This window comes from Desulfitobacterium sp. PCE1 (assembly GCF_000384015.1).
Classification (GTDB): domain Bacteria; phylum Bacillota; class Desulfitobacteriia; order Desulfitobacteriales; family Desulfitobacteriaceae; genus Desulfitobacterium; species Desulfitobacterium dehalogenans.
Map to the genome: position 1 here is coordinate 2,234,876 of NZ_KB913023.1, position 17,988 is coordinate 2,252,863.

At 45.4% G+C, this 17,988-nt stretch carries 17 protein-coding genes, 1 tRNA gene and 1 riboswitch; of the genes, 7 read left to right on the forward strand and 11 right to left on the reverse strand.

Features of this window, described 5'->3' with window-relative positions:
- Window positions 1-19: 19 nt before the first annotated feature.
- From acsC to DESPCE1_RS0111085, 6 genes are all read right to left on the reverse strand, one after another.
- On the reverse strand, window positions 20-1,342 hold the full coding sequence (gene acsC, locus DESPCE1_RS0111060) for an acetyl-CoA decarbonylase/synthase complex subunit gamma (RefSeq protein WP_019850505.1): 1,323 nt from the start codon (window positions 1,340-1,342) through the stop codon (window positions 20-22).
- Window positions 1,343-1,419: 77 nt separating this feature from the next.
- Window positions 1,420-3,600 (reverse strand): acetyl-CoA decarbonylase/synthase complex subunit alpha/beta, encoded by a 2,181-nt coding sequence (gene acsB / locus DESPCE1_RS0111065; RefSeq protein ID WP_014794087.1) that lies wholly within the window; start codon window positions 3,598-3,600, stop codon window positions 1,420-1,422.
- A gap of 18 nt (window positions 3,601-3,618) precedes the next feature.
- Entirely contained in the window at window positions 3,619-5,637 is a 2,019-nt protein-coding gene (gene cooS, locus DESPCE1_RS0111070) for an anaerobic carbon-monoxide dehydrogenase catalytic subunit (protein WP_014794088.1), read from the reverse strand.
- Between the two features lie 62 nt (window positions 5,638-5,699).
- Window positions 5,700-6,467, reverse strand: coding sequence for a P-loop NTPase (locus DESPCE1_RS0111075; protein WP_014794089.1), 768 nt, complete (start codon window positions 6,465-6,467; stop codon window positions 5,700-5,702).
- A 374-nt stretch (window positions 6,468-6,841) separates the two neighbouring features.
- Complete coding sequence (locus DESPCE1_RS0111080) at window positions 6,842-7,033, reverse strand: hypothetical protein (RefSeq protein WP_014794090.1); 192 nt, start codon at window positions 7,031-7,033, stop codon at window positions 6,842-6,844.
- A 126-nt stretch (window positions 7,034-7,159) separates the two neighbouring features.
- Window positions 7,160-8,014 carry a DegV family protein gene (locus tag DESPCE1_RS0111085; protein WP_014794091.1) on the reverse strand — a complete coding sequence of 285 codons (855 nt, stop codon included), beginning with the start codon at window positions 8,012-8,014 and terminating at the stop codon, window positions 7,160-7,162.
- 248 nt (window positions 8,015-8,262) lie between these two features.
- Between DESPCE1_RS0111085 and DESPCE1_RS0111090 the strand changes: the two genes are divergently transcribed.
- The 7 genes from DESPCE1_RS0111090 to DESPCE1_RS0111120 all read left to right on the forward strand — a co-directional run bounded on the left by DESPCE1_RS0111090 (window position 8,263) and on the right by DESPCE1_RS0111120 (window position 13,556).
- A tRNA-Pro gene (locus DESPCE1_RS0111090) sits at window positions 8,263-8,339 on the forward strand.
- Between the two features lie 109 nt (window positions 8,340-8,448).
- The gene (locus DESPCE1_RS0111095) at window positions 8,449-9,006 is read left to right on the forward strand and encodes a GNAT family N-acetyltransferase (protein WP_014794092.1); all 558 of its coding nucleotides are present in this window, start codon (window positions 8,449-8,451) and stop codon (window positions 9,004-9,006) included.
- A 56-nt stretch (window positions 9,007-9,062) separates the two neighbouring features.
- Window positions 9,063-9,177: riboswitch (FMN riboswitch) on the forward strand.
- A 131-nt stretch (window positions 9,178-9,308) separates the two neighbouring features.
- Window positions 9,309-10,406, forward strand: a complete 1,098-nt coding sequence (gene ribD / locus DESPCE1_RS0111100; protein ID WP_019850506.1) for a bifunctional diaminohydroxyphosphoribosylaminopyrimidine deaminase/5-amino-6-(5-phosphoribosylamino)uracil reductase RibD — start codon at window positions 9,309-9,311, stop codon at window positions 10,404-10,406.
- A gap of 23 nt (window positions 10,407-10,429) precedes the next feature.
- A complete protein-coding gene (locus DESPCE1_RS0111105) occupies window positions 10,430-11,074 on the forward strand; it encodes a riboflavin synthase (protein ID WP_019850507.1) in 645 nt (214 codons plus the stop codon).
- Between the two features lie 28 nt (window positions 11,075-11,102).
- The gene (locus tag DESPCE1_RS0111110; RefSeq protein ID WP_019850508.1) at window positions 11,103-12,311 is read left to right on the forward strand and encodes a bifunctional 3,4-dihydroxy-2-butanone-4-phosphate synthase/GTP cyclohydrolase II; all 1,209 of its coding nucleotides are present in this window, start codon (window positions 11,103-11,105) and stop codon (window positions 12,309-12,311) included.
- A gap of 43 nt (window positions 12,312-12,354) precedes the next feature.
- A complete protein-coding gene (gene ribE / locus DESPCE1_RS0111115) occupies window positions 12,355-12,819 on the forward strand; it encodes a 6,7-dimethyl-8-ribityllumazine synthase (protein WP_014794096.1) in 465 nt (154 codons plus the stop codon).
- 116 nt (window positions 12,820-12,935) lie between these two features.
- A complete protein-coding gene (locus DESPCE1_RS0111120) occupies window positions 12,936-13,556 on the forward strand; it encodes a sigma-70 family RNA polymerase sigma factor (protein ID WP_014794097.1) in 621 nt (206 codons plus the stop codon).
- A 71-nt stretch (window positions 13,557-13,627) separates the two neighbouring features.
- Here the strand turns inward: DESPCE1_RS0111120 and DESPCE1_RS0111125 are convergent, their stop codons facing one another.
- The 5 genes from DESPCE1_RS0111125 to DESPCE1_RS0111145 form a co-directional block, all read right to left on the reverse strand.
- Entirely contained in the window at window positions 13,628-13,891 is a 264-nt protein-coding gene (locus tag DESPCE1_RS0111125; protein ID WP_019850509.1) for a putative signal transducing protein, read from the reverse strand.
- Window positions 13,888-14,067, reverse strand: coding sequence for a hypothetical protein (locus DESPCE1_RS0111130; protein ID WP_019850510.1), 180 nt, complete (start codon window positions 14,065-14,067; stop codon window positions 13,888-13,890). Before DESPCE1_RS0111130 ends, DESPCE1_RS0111125 begins: the two co-directional genes overlap by 4 nt.
- A gap of 112 nt (window positions 14,068-14,179) precedes the next feature.
- A complete protein-coding gene (clpB, locus tag DESPCE1_RS0111135; RefSeq protein ID WP_019850511.1) occupies window positions 14,180-16,774 on the reverse strand; it encodes an ATP-dependent chaperone ClpB in 2,595 nt (864 codons plus the stop codon).
- Window positions 16,775-16,985: 211 nt separating this feature from the next.
- The gene (locus DESPCE1_RS0111140) at window positions 16,986-17,219 is read right to left on the reverse strand and encodes a hypothetical protein (RefSeq protein WP_019850512.1); all 234 of its coding nucleotides are present in this window, start codon (window positions 17,217-17,219) and stop codon (window positions 16,986-16,988) included.
- 113 nt (window positions 17,220-17,332) lie between these two features.
- Window positions 17,333-17,962: a zf-HC2 domain-containing protein gene (locus tag DESPCE1_RS0111145; RefSeq protein WP_371200622.1), complete on the reverse strand. Its 630-nt coding sequence runs from the start codon at window positions 17,960-17,962 to the stop codon at window positions 17,333-17,335.
- Between the last annotated feature and the right edge of the window lie 26 nt (window positions 17,963-17,988).

Below are 17,988 nucleotides of genomic sequence, written 5' to 3' on the forward strand. Positions count from 1 at the left end.
CCTCCTTGCCGTTGTATCTTTACATTGCCCGGGTAAAGGAAACAATACCGCTGGATTCACGAGGCCCAACGATGACTTTCCAGCCGGAAATTTCCTGTAATTTTCCAGAGATAACAGCTACATAGCCGGGAATAATCAAATTACGATGGTTTACTTTATCGGCTACACCGCTCTTCGCCAATACGTCGGCAATTTTTTCAGGCTCAAACTTGCCGGCTGCATAGGCTGTAAGTACAGACGTGCCATCAGTATCAACAGGAAGAATATAGCTGGGAATCTTGCTGGCTTCTACTTCTCCCTCAACGCTGTAATAAGTTAATGAGAAATTCGTGGTAATATAAATGGGGGAATTCTCATTGACTTCACCCACTGTATGCAAGACAGGCTCCACTTGAATGGGCTTTTGCGGGTCTGTATACAGATTCTGACGAAGTGCCATCAGAGGCAGAATATGCGCCTTAGCCGATGCCTTCAAGACAATGGCACTGGCATATTTGGCCACATAAGTTGAGGCTTCGGTAATCTCAGCTAAAGGCTCCGCTTTGCTGGTGAAAGCGATAACGGGATAGCCAAAGGGTCTGAATTTCTTTTTAATCGCCAGACGGCGGCAATGAGTCAGGCTGGCAAGAGTTTGGCTCGGTGTTCTGGCACCCGGATCCAGGACAAACTCTTTATATCCAAGCTTTTGAGCTTTTTCCACTAAGTCGGCCAAGGCATCTAAGCCTTCAGCCTTGATAATAACAGGAACATTATGTTCTTTAGCTAAGTTGACAACCGCCTCATAATTGGCTTCGGTAGCCGAGCCTATGAGGGGTTTGCGATCAGCAACTCCTGGCAAGGCCGCTTGAAGAGCATCCGCATTGTCACTTAAAAGAAGCAATGAACGCTCTGTTCCTGCAGCCACTTGAGCTACTGCTTTAGCAAATTGTTCCGGAGAGCCGGAGGCATCGACCACAGCTACTCCATCGATGGTGTAGTGAAGCCCCACCCGATCAAATTCCAAGCCCTTGATTTCATCAAGCTTAGCTTGAACTTCTTCAGCGGATAAAGTATCTGCAATCTCAATCAGCAATGTGGTAGGATGATAAAAAGTTTTATCATGACGGAAGAGAACCGTTTCATCTCCCATAACCGATCCGTTGCCGAATTTGATAGCCTTAATCGGTGGTGCCGATGCCGAATCCAAGGCTTCCCGAGCTTCGTCGGTGACATAAGGGCAAGCATCTAAGGATCCTTTACCGGAAGCCAATGCCATCGCAAAGGCGAGACAGGTAGGCGTACCGCACTCACCGCAGTTCTTTTTGGGGAGTTGTTTATAAATTTCTAAGCCTGTTAAAGCCATAACAGTGACCCCTTTCCAAAATAACTTTTTCTTACCGGAGACAGAGCAGGATGCTCTGTCTCCTATTTTTTATCTTATTACATTAATGGGTCTAGGCTGAAGCATGGGTGTCCATTTTCTTCGAGGAACGGAATGATCTCATCCACCGTCGTACCAACGGTCTCATCCGCAATCTTATCGATAAAGTCTTCACCTAAACCTTCTTCCACCGAACGGGCAACGAAGTCTTCACGTAAGAAGTCCTTCAGCTCTTTGGGCATCCAGACAATCCGCGCGATGCCGCCATCCGCCGGGATAAACTTCCTACTAATAAGATAGCTGCGTCCGATTCCCATAAACCCTGGTGTCTGCAAACCACCGCCAACCGTTCCGGCTAGTGTGGAGAAGGTCATGCCGCAAGGTGTCATGCCACTATGCTCACGGGTGGTGATCATCAAGCCATTGGCCTCGGGAACAATGGCCATAATCGCCTCGAAGCAACCGCAGGATGTCATGGGGCGATCCATCAAGGTATAAAGATTGACCTCTTCAAGGGTATTATTGGAAGAAGGCCGCAAATAGTCATTGACACTCTGCCACATTCCCTTGACTTCATCAATAGCCAAACCCTTAGGAATAGGCTGGTTCGGACCGGTTGGGGTAATTTCGAAGGCTGCTTTGGCATCAAGCCAGCTGACAGCACCGCAGAGACCAACCCGTTCCGGACTGACGATACAGACATGGTTGGGAGCAAAGGACTGACAGAGGAGGCAAGAATAGAATTCTTCCACATTCTCGTCGGTCAGGCTCTTCAAGCGAGCATCCCGTGCACGATAACGCTCCCGGGCCTTGACAAGATTTTCCTCGACGGCCTGTTGATCCGTATAGATGGTAACCTGTACCCGGTCGACAATAGCCGGGAATTCCTGCTTGAATTTAGCGAGCAGCAATTCGCCGATATGCTTCATTAGGAAGCCTTTGGCCCGAGCATCCTTGGAAATACGCACCCAGCAAAGATCACGCTGAGCGACGTGCCAGACTCCTTCACCATAGTTGGTAAAGTAGTGAATTCGGCGTTCCAGAACCCCTTCAAAGTCCTCCTGCATTTTACGGCCATAGATATCCACCTTAATTCCCAGCGGTAGCCGACTTCCTTCCGGTACCGTATCGATCTCCGGTCCAATAACGGTTACCTGACCGTCCACAACCTCATCGGCTCCAACCATGCTTACCAGCTCGAAGGCAGTGGTTCTGCCGCCGCCGAACTCCACATAGGTATCCCCTTTGCGGATGGTTTCCCCCTCAAAGGCAGGTCCGAAGTTGACCGGAATGGGAATCTCGATATTAGTCAGCTTAATTCCTCGTACTTCAAGTGCCAGAGGCACAATTTTTTCATAATCAGGCTCGGAGAGATACCAGTCGGGAATCTGCATCTCTTCGCCTAACTCCTGGTCCGTCAGAACAGGGAAGCCCATGAAAATAGCTCCCATTTCAGCGGCCACTTTTACATCGTCCAGTTCACCGAGGTGGAGTACGAAAGCCCGTACCCGGCGATGCTGATAATCACGATGCTGCTCCCTTTGTCCGGCAGGAATACCGCCGAAGGCCAATCCTGCCCGGAAGGCATAGTTCACGGCATGAATAACCTGAGTGAAATTTCCTAAGGGGAAAGCAATATAATCTTCACCGATCTTAACATTCTCTTCCAAAAGCTGCTCGATAATTTCATCGCACAGGAAGATCATGAAGCCTTTACCCATCAGGTTGTCGACAATTTTCTTCGCTGACGGGGAGTCTTTTGCACGGCCTAAAATAACAGCAACACCGGGGATGGTCCAGTCCACCATTTTGATCCCATGCTTACGCACAATGGGGTCACCCAGGAAGCCGGTCCAGGGGGCTACTTTGGGCTCATCGTTGCGCAGATAGTGAAGAATTTCAATCACTTCCGCTGCATAGAGAACGGATTCACCCCAAAGGCGGGCGTTCTCAAAGGTTAATTCTGTTTTGACCTGATTCCGCAGGCGGTTAAGAATAGGTACAAGCTCACCCAGTGTGGTCACCTTTTCTCCGGAGAGACAGGTAATAACCGGAAGGTGGTAAGCGGTGTCCGGATAGCCAACCGTCTGTTCGGGGCCATAGTCTTTAAGGGCACGATTCAAAAGAATCTCTGCATAACTCATGGCCGTAATCGTTCCATCGTAGGCTTTACGGAGTAATTTTTTGGGTTCTTTCGAGGGATCCTTGATCGCATCAGCGTAAATTTGCTCCATGGACATAATCACTTCCTCCTTTCCTTACCACCCTTGGGCAATGGCTGTATTGAATTTTTCAGCAGTTTGCTTATGAATTCTAAGTTTCCAGCTTCTATATTCAAGGGCATTTAAGAGTTTTTGTGCAGCAATCTTTTCATCCACTTCGAAGATGAAGTTGCCGCCAAAGACATCGTGAGCAATTTGGGTCGCAATTCCATAGATGAGATCGCTGCCTTCCAGATAAGGCATGGTGCCTACATGGGTAGGAATGCCCATAGAGACACAATATGAGCCGATAGCTACAGCCTTTTCATGCATTGCTTCGGGAGCAGATGCAGCAAAAGGAACCTTAGGTGTATCAACACCCAGTTCTTTGGCCATAAGCTGAAGTAAATCCATACCACGGCTATTATCCACACAAGATCCAATGTGGAATACCAAGGGTAATTTAGTGGCTAATTGGGGATTGGCTTCTTCGAGTTGTCTGATAAAGCTCTTCAGGCCTTCCCCGGCATATTGGTCCACAGCTTCCGAATTCATTAAGCCCATCTTGGCAAAGGCCCCGGCGGAGCAGCCTGTAGCTACAACAAAGACGTCATTCTTCACCAGTTCTTTAAGAATGGCAACATGGGACTCGTCCTGCTGACGCTTGAGGTTGTTACATCCGGCCATCTGAACAACACCCTTGATCTGTCCGCTCAGTATAGCATCCGTGAGGACTGAGAAGGGACGCTCAGGATTGATCTTGCCAAAAATATCGGTTAAGGCTTCAATGCTGAACCCGGCTACGAGAGAATTACGCTCACTGGAGAGAGAAATCTTTTTGGGATCTCTTCTCTTGTAAGCTTCAATAGCCGTTCTTACCAGCTTTTTAGCATCCTCCATCGCTGTCTCGGAATTAAAGGCTAAGTGCTGGGCACTCGGAATTTTCATAATGGCCTCGGTGGTGATGATTTTGGTGTGATAGCAATCCGCCAACTGTTGAACAGATGGGTAAATACATTGAATATCAACGACCATGGCATCGAGAACACCGGTCAAAATAGCCATTTCCTGAGAAGCGGATGATGTGGCCAGATAGACCCCCTCACGCATGAGCAGCTCATTACCGGTACAACAGATACCGACAATATTGACCCCTTCTGCTCCTACTTTTTGAGCTTCTGCCTTTAACTCACGGGCAGCCCCTACAACCATTTCTGAAAGGACGGGGTTATGGCCATGAACGGCGATATTGACCATTTTCTCATCGATAACTCCCAGGTTCGCTTCGGAAACAATGGGTTCAGGAATTCCAAACAAGACGTCACTGAGATTGGTGCCGATATATTCCCCTACTAAGTCGGAGAGGGCACCTTTTAATCCGCCGAAAATTATATTTACAGGGTCAGCATCAACCCCTTGAGCAGTTTGCGCCATAAGTTCCGTTACCGTACCGTCGATGGAACGGGGCATGATATTGGTATTTCTAAACTTGTTGCGGCGCTGCTCAATTAAGAAGGAGTCAAGGAATGCTGCCGGACGATCTTTATATCTGCCGAAATCTTCATAAGCTAATTCGGCTACGTCACCAAGAATCTCCATATCATCTCTGTTTAACGTCTCTATTCCCAGTTTTTCGGCCAGTTTATGAAGTTTTTCCGGGGACTTAATTTCATAGTCTTTAGTCTTTCCTTCGGCGAGCTCATGCGCCGTGTGAAGTACATGCCTTGCGTGCTCGGAGTGAGACGCTGCTCCTCCTGCAATCATGCGGACAAGATTTCTTGATACTATGGTATAGGCGGTTGCACCGCAAATACCTTTGCTCGCCGGTCCATCATCTGCTTTAACCCGGCAGGGTCCGGCAAGACAAATACGACAGCAAATTCCTTTGTACCCGAAGCCACATTGGGGCTGCTGGGCGACAAAGCGATCAAATACTGTCTCAAGTTTGTTTTCCTGCGCAACCTTCATCATCTCGATGGTCCCTGGGTCTGTCGTGCGCAATGGATTTTTGGGTTCCACCACACGGGGCGCGTTGGAAGGCCGTGAGGTGTGCGTCAAGTCCCGATATCTTGGCATTGTTTAACCTCCTCTTTTTGACCTATAGATTTTTCCACCATGCAATTGTGCTCTCCTATGCTTTATGTATCTCTCCTCTCTATTAATTTTCTATAGATAGATTCTAATTGGGAACCTGGAGCACCCTTTGGAAAAGAAGGAGCATCTGTATGGACAGACATATCAAGCAGCTCTTCACTAAAAGGAATCAAACCGAGTAACTCATCTTCCGTGAATTGTGCTTTGAGAAAATCTTCGTCTTTGGTGGAGCGGATTTTGTTGCCAATCACAGCTACTTTCGGGATCCCCAGTTCTTGAGCAAGCTTCTGAATGACTCGAACAGTATGAGCACTTACCGTACTGGCTTCCGTTACGATGACTAAGACATCAACTCCTTGGGCAGTTCCTCGTGTAAGCTGTTCGATGCCGGCACCCATATCTAAAATGACGGTATCCTGTTCAGAAAGAATCAAGGAATTGACCAAAGCATGCAAAAAGCTGTTCTCCTTGCAATAGCAGGCTGTACCTCCCCCTTTGACATTACCCATACGAAAAAATCGTATAGCACCCACTTGCACGGAGTAATCATCCAAAATATCATCCACCTGGGGATTCAAGGGATAAAAGGCACCGCTTCCGCCCATGCGTTGTTCGATGAGTTCTTTCATATCAACGATGGGACGTAACTGGTTCAAAACATCCTCCGAGATACCTAGAACTGTTCCTAAGCTTGCATCCGGATCAGCATCGACTGCCAGGACTCTCATTCCCCGTTCAGATAAGTAATAAGCCAAATTAGCTGCAAATGTCGTCTTGCCGACTCCACCTTTACCTGAAACTGCAATTTTCATCGACTTCATCTCCTATTTCATCTCAAACTGTGTATAATTTCACAATAATTTTTTCTTCTACATATTCACACTATATGATCATTGTCGATTTTCTTATGACAAAACAATGTATAGTGTATTCTTCATAATTTACTGAATTCCTTCAAAAATTCAGAAAATTTTATTAAATGAACTAGTTATTTTTTTACCAAATAGTTTTAAATTGTGAAATAAAGTTTTAATTATAGTATTCCCTATATTTCCAGTAACTCCTTCTAAAATATGAGTACAATTAAAATTTAAATCTTCAGAATAATGCACAAAAAGCCTCAGCCCCGTATGACAGGGTTGAGACTTTTTATCTGTCCACTAAAGTTAAGAATCAAGACAATGAATCAAGGATTTTCCGATGGCCCCCGTTGCTGCTCCGGTTCTAAAATATTAGTTACCCATTCAATATCATCTAAAGATGTCAAAAGCATATCTTCATCGGAAAAATCGCCAAGTTGTGCAGATTCAAGGGGTTCACCAGGTCTTAGTGTCGGATATTGAACCTTGAAAAACAATCGGCGTGGGATTTTAAACATGGGCTAACACCTCCACAAAAGGCTCTGCCTCTATCATCCCACTATTTATCTTGCCTATACTTCACTTAAAGTATTAAAAATATACTGTCAATTCCTTCTCGGACTAAATAACTTCATCCTTTACTGTCAATGAGGCCAGGGATGGAAAGCAAGGCCAAGTGCCCCCGGACCCACGTGAGTAGCGATGACAGGACCCGCCTCGAAAATTCGAATATCCTGACCCTGGTATTTTTGCGAGAGTTCCTCAGCTATACTGATCGCTTCAGTCTCAGCTCCAACATGAATCACCGCGATCCGATGGGGCTTATTAGAGGATAAGGCTCGTTCAAGCTCTTTATAGGTTCTTTGCAATGCTCGATTTTTTGAGCGCACTTTTTCAAAAACATCAATAATCCCTTCACTGTTAAAGTAGAGAATAGGCTTAATTTGGAGCAAAGTTCCGAAAAGAGCCGAAGCTCCACCAATTCTCCCGCCCCGGTGAAGAAATTCTAATGTGTCGACGATGAAATAAAGTTCGCATAATGGTCGTAATGTGTCCAGCTTTCCCAAAATCTCTTGAGCATTAAACCCTTCCCTTGCCCAATCTGCAGCTGCCCAGGTCAATAAACCTAAGCCTAAAGCTGAAGAACCCGAATCAAAAATGTGGATATTGGCATTTTCCAACAAATCCTTTGCCATGACGGCTGAGGCATAAGTGCCGCTGATCTTTTGAGATAGATGAATACTTATAATTTCGTCATAGCCTTCAGACAACACCGATTTATAAGTTTCCAGGAAAGCACCTACCGCAGGTTGTGAAGTGGTTGAGGAACCGGATATTTTCTCTAGCTTTCCAAAGAATGACCTATTGGTTAAGTCGATTTCTTGAAAAGTTTCGTCGCCAATATTCACATTCAATGTGACAACACGAATATCATATTCCTTAATAATATCACTGGTTAAATATCCCGTAGAATCCATAATTATTGCGGTTTTTTTCAATTTTTCTCCCCCGCTCTTTTATCTGTTTCATTTCGGAAACTCATCTTTATTTTCCAATATACAAATTTAAGTATATCGGAAAACGGACATCCTATCAACTCAAGCATAGATCAAAATAGTGACATGAATACTTAGCATCTTGGTTAAAAGCCTCTGACTCGTCCCTATTCTATAGTATAATATGAAAAAAACCTTGATAGCTTGACAGCTTGTGAGCATTTTGTTATATTATAAAATGTTCGATAAAACGGGGTATAGCGCAGTTTGGTAGCGCGCCTGCTTCGGGAGCAGGAGGCCGTGGGTTCAAGTCCCGCTACCCCGACCATTGAATAGAGCTTAGAGCGTGTACTATCCCTCATAGGATTAGGACACGCTTTTTTTAGAAATAATTATCATAATAGATTATCCCATCAATGTCACTTGGAGGCTAAACTATGTTGCAGGGAAAAAAGACCTTTCTCCGTCCACTTGAGCCCGATGATATCCCTATTTATCATAAATGGTATAATGACCAAAACGTTAATTATTGGGCAAACGCCGCCTGGCCTTTAAGCACAATGCTTAGTGAAGAAGACATCGAAGAACGCTTTTTTACTCCGAATAAAGATTGCGGCCGCTATATCATTCTCAATGAAGAGCAAGAACCCATCGGGACTATAGGCTATCGGGAGGTTAACATTCCAGCCCGCTCAGCAGTCCTGTTCATAATCATTGGAGAACGTGACTATTGGAGTCGGGGCTATGGTACGGACGCTTTAAAGGTGCTTATAAACTATCTTTTTTATCAATGGAATTTTCATCGCTTGAGTCTTGATTTATGGGACGGAAATCTGCGTGCTTTGAAGGCTTATGAGAAACTCGGTTTTAAGGTTGAGGGAAGGTTAAGAGAAGCACGATTTGTATTAGGTGAGTATCACGATGCCATCCTCATGGGGTTGCTGCGGGATGAATATGTACAGCACCATCCACCTCACCCCCCTGAAACGGTCTAAATTTCCTCTGGGGGTTGAATTCATTAATAACTTGGAGTATTATAGATTCAGTAATTGAATACCTCTGGGGATTGGTGAAACTCCATACCGGCGGTCAAGCCCGCGAGCCACTATGGCAGATCTGGTGTAATTCCAGAGCCGACAGTAAAGTCTGGATGAGAAGAGGAAATTTAAGTGCTTATTGCGCTTTTTATTTGCTGTGATTTTCGATGCCCCAGAGGATGAACTCTGGGGTTTTTTCATATGGTTTTATGGAAAAACTAAACAAAACCAACTCAAGGATGAGAAACGGTGGCGATCACATGGAACTAGATAATCATTACATGTCTCGGGCTCTGGAATTAGCAGCCCTGGCCATGGGGAGGACCAGTCCTAATCCCCTCGTCGGATGTGTCATCGTTAAAGATGGTGCTATCGTAGGAGAAGGGTATCATCAAAAAGCCGGCACTCCCCATGCAGAAGTCCACGCTCTAAAAGCAGCCGGGAAACATGCCCAAGGAGCCACGGCATATGTCACTTTAGAGCCTTGTTCTCATTTCGGGAAAACCCCTCCCTGTGCCGACGCACTGATTAAGGCCGGAATAGAACGGGTGGTTGTATCTATGGTGGATCCTAATCCCTTAGTAGGCGGGCAAGGGGTCGCCCGTTTGCGGGAAGCCGGTATCCAGGTTGATGTGGGACTTAAAGAAAAAGAAGCCAAGTCTTTAAACAAGGGATTTCTTAAAGCAATTCAAACCGGACTTCCTTTTCTCCTCTACAAATCGGCTTTAACTCTTGATGGCAAAATAGCAACGGAATCTGGAGACTCAAAATGGATCACCAATGAAGCATCCCGTGCTTATGTCCACCAGTTGCGCAATCGGTTCGATGTGATTATGGTGGGCAGTGAAACCGTGCTGCATGATGATCCTGCTTTGAATTGCCGGGTTGATGAAGGCCGTGACCCGGTACGCTTGATAGTGGATGGAGAATTGAAAATTCCTCTTCAATCTACAGTACTTACTTCCTCCTGCTCGGCACCTTGTATTATCGCAACCAATGCCTCTGCCCCGTTGGCTAAACTGAATGCATTGCAAAGTATAGAGAATGTAGAGGTTTGGAAATATGACTCACCCCGTTATGTCCCTTTAAGGCACCTGCTCGGGGATTTAGTGAAACGAGGTTGGAACTCTGTGTTGTTAGAGGGCGGTGGTGGGCTGGCGGGCTCCCTTCTCCACGACCAACTTATCGATGAAGTAGAGTTTATCTATGCACCAAAGCTCATAGGAGGCAAGGGTCCTTCCCCTCTGACCGGACTGAATCTTCCTTTGATGGCACAGGCTATTCCTTTAGAATTCTTAGAGATCGATGGAGGAACCGGAGATCTTCGGGTTCGAGCTAAGGTAAATTATTCAGATTAAGAAGTTAAGAGAGGTGAGTAAACTTGTTTACTGGTATCATCGAGGAGTTAGGTAAGGTAACCGACCTAAAGACTCTTCCCGATTCCGCTCAGTTAACCCTGGAAGGCACTAAAGTCCTCCAAGGAACCCAAATCGGGGATAGTATCGCCGTTAACGGTATATGTCTCACTGTGGTGAAGATGCAGGGAAATTTATTTACCGTGGACGTCATGGCTGAAACTTTGAATAAGACCAATCTTAAAGAATGCAGTCGAGGAACACGGGTAAACTTAGAACGAGCCCTACAGCTTTCCACTCGATTGGGCGGCCATCTGGTGAGCGGTCATGTGGACGGAATTGGCACCATTCAAAAGATTACCCCGGTGGGAATTGCTCGGGTCTTTGAAATCAAAGCTTCCTCTGAACTTTTAAACTATGTTTTACCCAAAGGCTCTATTGCCATTGATGGAATTTCACTTACCGTAGTGGATGTGCTTCCTCAAGCTTTTACCGTATCCCTAATCCCCCATACTCGCCAGGAAACCACTCTAGGCTTTAAGGGTGTTGGAGACATGGTTAATCTCGAGACCGACATTATCGGAAAGTATGTGGCACGATTCATGGAGAAAAAAGAAGCCCCTAAAAAAGATCTATCTATGAGTTTCTTATCCGAGAACGGATTCATCTAGTCTAAAAGTATACGGAGGAGTGATTAAAATGGAATTTCAATTTAACACCATTGAAGAAGCCATCGCAGACATTCGCGAAGGTAAAATGATTGTCGTCGTTGATGACGAAGAACGGGAAAACGAAGGCGATCTGCTGATGGCTGCAGAGAAAGTAACTCCTGAGGCTATCAATTTTATGGCCACCTATGGCCGCGGCTTAATCTGCGTCCCCATGATAGCAGAACGCATTCAAGCCTTGAATCTTGATCCCATGGTGACCCACAATACGGATCCCCATGGAACCGCCTTTACCGTGAGTGTGGATGGATACAATACCACAACGGGAATCTCTGCTTTCGAACGGGCAGATACTGTAAACGTCTTGCTGGACCCGCAGAGCCGCCCTGAAGATCTCCGCCGCCCAGGACATATCTTCCCTCTTAAGGCCCGGGAAGGAGGAGTTCTTGTTCGTGCAGGACATACAGAAGGCGCTGTGGATCTTGCTCGATTAGCAGGTTTTCAGCCGGCAGGTGTCATTTGCGAGATCTTAAAAGACGATGGAACGATGGCCCGTGTTCCCGATCTTATGGAATTTGTTAAAAAACACGATCTCAAAATCGTTACCATCAAAGAGCTCATTCATTTCCGGCGCCAAAAAGAAAAATTGGTCGAACGCATTGTCGGTATTCAACTCCCCACAGACTTTGGGGACTTCAAAGCAGTGGGTTACCGGAGTTTATTGGATGGACAGGAACATGTGGCTTTGGTTAAAGGAGATGTGGACGATGGTGAACCGGTACTGGTACGGGTTCACTCAGAATGCCTGACCGGGGATGTTTTCCATTCCCGTCGCTGTGACTGTGGCGATCAGCTGGCCGCAGCTCTGGAAAGTATCCAAAAAGAAGGCCGAGGGGTATTGCTCTATATGCGCCAGGAAGGCCGTGGAATTGGGTTGCTCAATAAAATGAGAGCCTATAAACTCCAAGAAGAAGGAAAAGATACTGTCGAGGCCAATCTTGCTTTAGGTTTCCCTGCAGACCTTAGGGATTACGGAGTAGGTGCTCAAATTCTTGTCGACTTAGGCATTCGCAAGGTACGACTGATGACCAATAATCCCCGGAAGATCGTCGGATTAGAAGGCTATGGTCTGGAGATTCAAGATCGTGTCCCTATGGAAATGCCTGTTAAGCCCGAGAACGAGTATTATATGCATACTAAGAAAACTAAAATGGGGCACTATCTATCCAGCGTTCGTTAATATTCAATAGATCAATTCATGATTTTAGAAAGGATGAAAAACTATGATGACTTATGAAGGTAAACTGATTGCTGAAGGATTAAAATTTGGTATTGTCGCTGCTCGTTTCAACGAATTTATTACGAATAAGCTGGTAGGAGGAGCCCTTGACGCTCTGCGCCGCCATGGTGTCGCTGAAAGCGATATTGAAATCGCCTGGGTTCCCGGAGCCTTTGAAATTCCTTTAGTTGCTCAAAAAATGGCCGAAACCCAAAAATATGATGCCGTTATCTGCTTAGGAGCCGTTATTCGCGGAGCTACACCCCATTTTGACTTTGTCAGTGCCGAAGTGAGCAAAGGTGTCGCCCATGTCGGTTTAGAAACCAAGCTTCCTGTTATTTTCGGTGTATTAACCACAGATACCATTGAACAAGCCATTGAACGGGCCGGAACAAAAGCCGGTAATAAAGGCTTTGATTCTGCAATCACCGCTATCGAAACGGTCAATCTGTTAAAAATGATTCAGTAATAGTCTTTGATAATTAGATAAAATTGGTTAGTTATCCAAAACATGTGCCTTGTCAAAGAACTATTATTTTCTTAGACTAAAGACTGAGTCTATATCTTTGATAAGGAGATGAGCGCATGGCTTCACATGGCACTCTTTTGACAGACATCGATGCGCAACTTGAAGCAGCGCGCTCTGGTAATCAGGATTCATTGAATTGGCTTATTGAATACTATGAACCCGAAATCCGCAAAATCGCCTACAAGTATTTTCTCCATCGGGCCGAGTATGACGACTTGCTTCAAGAAGGCCGGATTGCCATATACAAAGCAATCGTATCCTATAATCCCACCTCGGAGATTCCTTTCCTTCACTTTCTCCGCATGGTTATTAAGAGAAAGCTCATTGATAGTTTACGTGCTCATAATAGACAAAAACATCTCAATCTCAATGAAGCTTATTCATTGAATAATGTATTGGCTGATGATAAGGCGGATTGCTTTATAAACTTTGTGACGACCCATGATGATCCTGAAAAAAAGGTTATTGCTCTAGATGAGACCCGTGTTTTTCTACAGGAGCTCATGAATGGGTTCTCTGATTTAGAGCTCAAAGTTTTTCGCTATCATTACCTTATAGGAATGAAACAGCGAGAAATCACTCAACATCTTGGCGTAAGCTCAAAGTCTCTGGATAATGCCATTCAAAGAATACGGCGCAAAGTAATGGCCTATCGCGACCGTGAAGTAGCCGGATAATTAAGAAGGGAAAAGGGAGTATCACTGACTACAAAAAGTAGTTTGGTGACACTCCCTTTTCAGTTTTGTTGCTAATGTCCGCTTTCATTATCAAGGTCTGGGACATCATCTGCAGCATTCCTCGCGCTCTCGGCACTTAATATCTCCTTGGCTTGCTTAGCCCGTTCCTCAGGAACATAGATCTCTACCCCATTGATCAAGCCATATGTCACTTTGAGGTTTCCCGCCCCTGGGTAAGCCTTTTGAGCAAGAATTCCCTCTTGCTCAAGGAGGCCGATGATAATGTCCGCCTCAACTTCTGTCGTGACATTGGTCAGAAAAACCCACCTATTCATTCTTTCTTAACTTCCTTCTTATCTCCTTTTTTGGGAGAGAATCCTCTGTTAATCAAGATAACGACGATCAGTAAACCTGTGATGATTAAACGAATGTTCGGTTCAAGCCGCCCGGAAAAGAAGATAAAAATCATGGCTATAGCAAATATAATGAGTTCTGTTTTTGAATGCTTCATGCGACACTTCCTCTTGCAATAATATCCTGCCATTTTGTGCTGTACCCTAGTTGAACATTCACAAAATTATTCCAACTCTAGTTTATAGTGTTCTTTGGCAGGATGCAAGCTGCTATTCCGACCTTTCAAACAGAAGCTCGCCTTGAGGATCAAGCTTGACCACGACATGATCTCCTTCATGTATGACTCCCTGAAGAATTTTCATGGCCAAAGGATTTTGGAGATTCTGCTGGATGACCCTTTTCAGGGGTCTCGCTCCATAGACCGGGTCATACCCCTGTTGAATGATCTTATTTAATGCTGCATCGGAAAGCTCCAAGGTAATCTTGCGAGGAGCCAGATAGTCGCGCAACCTGTTTATCTGAATTTGAACGATTGAACCAATATGCTCCTGACCAAGAGGATGAAAGACAATAATTTCATCCAAACGATTTAAAAATTCCGGTCGAAAATAAACTTTGAGTTCCTCTGTAACCCGGGAACGCAGAGCTTCTTGTGAAGCCCCCGAGGCAGTCAATTCTTGAATCAAAGGACTGGCGATATTACTGGTAAGAATGACCACTGTATTCTTAAAATTAACCACTCGTCCTTGTCCATCTGTTAAGCGACCGTCATCGAGAAGCTGAAGCAAAACATTAAAGACGTCCCCATGAGCTTTTTCCACTTCATCAAAGAGCACCACACTATAAGGTTTACGCCTCACTGCTTCAGTCAATTGGCCACCCTCTTCATAGCCTACATACCCTGGAGGAGCACCGATCAGGCGAGAAACGGTGTGCTTTTCCATATATTCCGACATGTCGATTCGAACTATCCCTTGTTCATCATCAAAGAGAAATTCAGCCAGAGCCTTAGCCAACTCCGTCTTTCCTACCCCTGTGGGACCAAGGAACAAGAAAGAACCTAAGGGCCGGTTGGGGTCTTGCAGGCCTGCTCTCGATCTGCGCACAGCATCGGCTACTGCCTTCACAGCCTCTTCTTGTCCTATCACCCGTTGATGGATACGCTCTTCCATATGAACTAGTTTTTCCATTTCACTTTCCAAAAGTCTGGCAACAGGAACTTGAGTCCATTTAGCCACCACTTCAGCAATGTCCTCTTCCCCTACTTCTTGCTTGAGCAAAGTATTCTTACGATTACGAAGCTGCTCTTCTAAAGCATTGAGATCCTTCTCCAGCTTTGGCAATACTCCATATTGAAGCTCAGCCGCTTTGTTATAATCAAAAGCTTGCTGTGCTTGTTCCATTTTAAGACGGGTCTGATCAATGTTTTCCTTTAGTGAATTGATTGTTGCCAGAACTTCTCTTTCACCTTGGAGCTGAGCTTCCAGGGCACTACGTTCTTCTTTATGGTTAGCCAGGTCCTCTTCTATTTTTTCAAGACGTTCTTTACTACCCTCGTCTTTTTCCTTCTTTAAGGCCTCTCGTTCAATTTCCAGTTGCAGAATTCTACGTTTGATTTGATCCAGTTCATAGGGGTCACTGGTGATTTCCATACGCATGCGGGCAGCTGCTTCATCGATAAGGTCGATGGCTTTATCCGGCAGGAAACGATCGCTGATATAGCGATCAGAAAGAACTGCCGCTGCGATAATGGCTCCATCGGTAATTCGCACTCCATGATGAGTTTCATAGCGTTCTTTGAGACCCCGCAATATAGAGATAGTATCCTCAACACTGGGAGCCCCTACCATAACCGGTTGAAAACGCCGTTCAAGGGCGGCATCCTTTTCAATATATTTGCGATATTCATCCAATGTTGTGGCGCCTACCATGTGAAGCTCACCCCGGGCAAGCATGGGTTTGAGCATATTACCCGCATCCATTGCCCCTTCCGCAGCCCCTGCTCCTACCACCGTATGCAGTTCATCGATAAAGAGAATAATATCCTCTCGTTCCTGAACTTCCTTAAGAACGGCTTTAAGTCGTTCCTCAAATTCTCCCCGGTATTTCGCTCCGGCAATCAATGACCCCATATCCAGAGCAATGATCTTCTTATCTTTCACTGATTCTGGAACATCACCACGGACGATCCGTTGAGCCAAGCCTTCGACAATGGCAGTTTTTCCAACACCGGGCTCCCCGATGAGAACGGGGTTGTTTTTGGTCTTGCGGGAGAGAATTTGGATGACGCGGCGAATTTCCTCATCACGGCCTATTACCGGATCCAATTTTCCCCGGCGTGCTTGTTCCACGAGATTGCGTCCATATTGTTCAAGGGCGCGATAGGTGCCTTCCGGTGTCTGGCTCGTAACCCGTTGGGTCCCTCTAACCTCGCGCAGAGCCTGAAGGAGCTTCTCGCGATTTAAACCTTCTTGTTTAAGAACTTTTTCCGCTGCTCCTCCAGCTTGACTGAGAATCGCCAGCAAAAGATGTTCGGTACTTACATAGTCATCCTTGAAGATCTCCATTTCATCGTGAGCCGAGACCAATACAGTCCGCAGACGGGAGGAAATGGTCAATTGAACATTGGACCCCATCATGCGTGGGAAACGATTAATCTCTTGGCGCACTTTTTGAGCTAAAGCCCCCACTGGAATATTGAGCTTTGTTAAAACTTGAGGAACGACACCCTCTCCTTGTTCCAGGAGAGATAAGAGCAAATGCTCAGGCTCCACTTGACTATTGCTATTGCGCTCCGCCATAGTTTGAGCTTGAATAATGGCTTCCTGAGATTTTTGGGTAAAGCGGTTTGTATCAAAAGACATGGCAATCCCTCCTTGATCAATGCCTAAACTAGCTTTGGTAAAATTTTATAATTCTATTATAAATCCCTTTACTAATAAAGGTCAATATTGGTCAGAAAAAGTTTGATTATTTTTGACCTTCTTTCTATCCTGAAAAAACCCCGAAAGTTCAATCTCCAGGATTTTGGCTTTCGGCGTTCACTCTATAAGCTGCGCGGAGCAATCTAATCGCTCAAAACCTCCGCTCCGTCGGGACTCCGCCCAAATCGCTCCTCGAAAGCACTGCTTTCGCACTTGTTCTCAATGGGCGGTTGGAAACGTCCTGTTTCCAACCCGACTCCGCTGCTGTCTTTTCGCGAAGATTGCTTTCCTGCTCGCTTAAATCCGTTCCCTGCCGGAAATCAAAATCCTTGGGCTGTCTTTCGGGCTTAAGCAGAAAGCTACCTGACTCGAGCCGCTTTTTCATCCATCTGCCGATACTCCCTCGACCACAAAGGTGATATACCAGCGCAGCTTAGCACCATGAACTCCCGCCCAAAACAAAACCCCCAGGCTCGGCACCTGAGGGTTAACGCGCAGCTACTCCATAAGCTGTCCATTTCTATAGATGAGGCTCTTATCTGCAAACTCAATGACAAGAGTGCTTTCGAAGTTGTCAATTTCATGCCAATATTCGGGAACACCCACTGCGACCATGCGGTCGGCGGAGGTAACTATGTTCCGGAGAAATGTTGTCCGGAAAACCCTGTAATGAAATGTCGGATGGCTTTGAACGCTGAAATCTTGAGGCGACACTTCAACCATTTCAATATTGTATCCCATAATATTTACTTGAAAAGATTTAAGGCCTCCCTGCATAGTCACTTCTTCTGTCCAGATCTGTGTTTCTGAATAGTTTACCGGAAGTTCGAGGTGATATAGAAAAAGACCTGATAAAAATAAAACGGTTACAATGACAGTAGTTATGATAGAAACCCAAAGCTTTTTACGGTTCCACTTCTTTTTGATGTTCTTAAAAGCCCTTGTATCATTATCTATCGCTAATTCTATTGGGGCCTGCAGTATTTTCAATTCTTCTTTGCAACTTTCGCATTCTGACAAGTGTTTCTCAACAAAGTTTCTCGTATCAGCACTTACCACATTTTCGATATAAAGCGGTAATATATCTCTGATAACATTACAATTAATTTTAAGGCTTATGGAAGAAATTGGGCATGCAAAACGAAAATGCCATC

Excerpts from the sequence above, each read along its gene's own strand:
- acsC (WP_019850505.1), bottom strand. The coding sequence starts at position 1,342 with ATGGCTTTAACAGGCTTAGAAATTTATAAACAACTCCCCAAAAAGAAC.
- acsB (WP_014794087.1), bottom strand. The coding sequence starts at position 3,600 with ATGTCCATGGAGCAAATTTACGCTGATGCGATCAAGGATCCCTCGAAA.
- cooS (WP_014794088.1), bottom strand. The coding sequence starts at position 5,637 with ATGCCAAGATATCGGGACTTGACGCACACCTCACGGCCTTCCAACGCG.
- DESPCE1_RS0111075 (WP_014794089.1), bottom strand. The coding sequence starts at position 6,467 with ATGAAAATTGCAGTTTCAGGTAAAGGTGGAGTCGGCAAGACGACATTT.
- DESPCE1_RS0111080 (WP_014794090.1), bottom strand. The coding sequence starts at position 7,033 with ATGTTTAAAATCCCACGCCGATTGTTTTTCAAGGTTCAATATCCGACA.
- DESPCE1_RS0111095 (WP_014794092.1), top strand. The coding sequence starts at position 8,449 with ATGTTGCAGGGAAAAAAGACCTTTCTCCGTCCACTTGAGCCCGATGAT.
- ribD (WP_019850506.1), top strand. The coding sequence starts at position 9,309 with ATGGAACTAGATAATCATTACATGTCTCGGGCTCTGGAATTAGCAGCC.
- DESPCE1_RS0111110 (WP_019850508.1), top strand. The coding sequence starts at position 11,103 with ATGGAATTTCAATTTAACACCATTGAAGAAGCCATCGCAGACATTCGC.
- ribE (WP_014794096.1), top strand. The coding sequence starts at position 12,355 with ATGATGACTTATGAAGGTAAACTGATTGCTGAAGGATTAAAATTTGGT.
- DESPCE1_RS0111120 (WP_014794097.1), top strand. The coding sequence starts at position 12,936 with ATGGCTTCACATGGCACTCTTTTGACAGACATCGATGCGCAACTTGAA.
- DESPCE1_RS0111125 (WP_019850509.1), bottom strand. The coding sequence starts at position 13,891 with ATGAATAGGTGGGTTTTTCTGACCAATGTCACGACAGAAGTTGAGGCG.
- DESPCE1_RS0111130 (WP_019850510.1), bottom strand. The coding sequence starts at position 14,067 with ATGAAGCATTCAAAAACAGAACTCATTATATTTGCTATAGCCATGATT.
- clpB (WP_019850511.1), bottom strand. The coding sequence starts at position 16,774 with ATGTCTTTTGATACAAACCGCTTTACCCAAAAATCTCAGGAAGCCATT.
- DESPCE1_RS0111140 (WP_019850512.1), bottom strand. The coding sequence starts at position 17,219 with ATGAAAAAGCGGCTCGAGTCAGGTAGCTTTCTGCTTAAGCCCGAAAGA.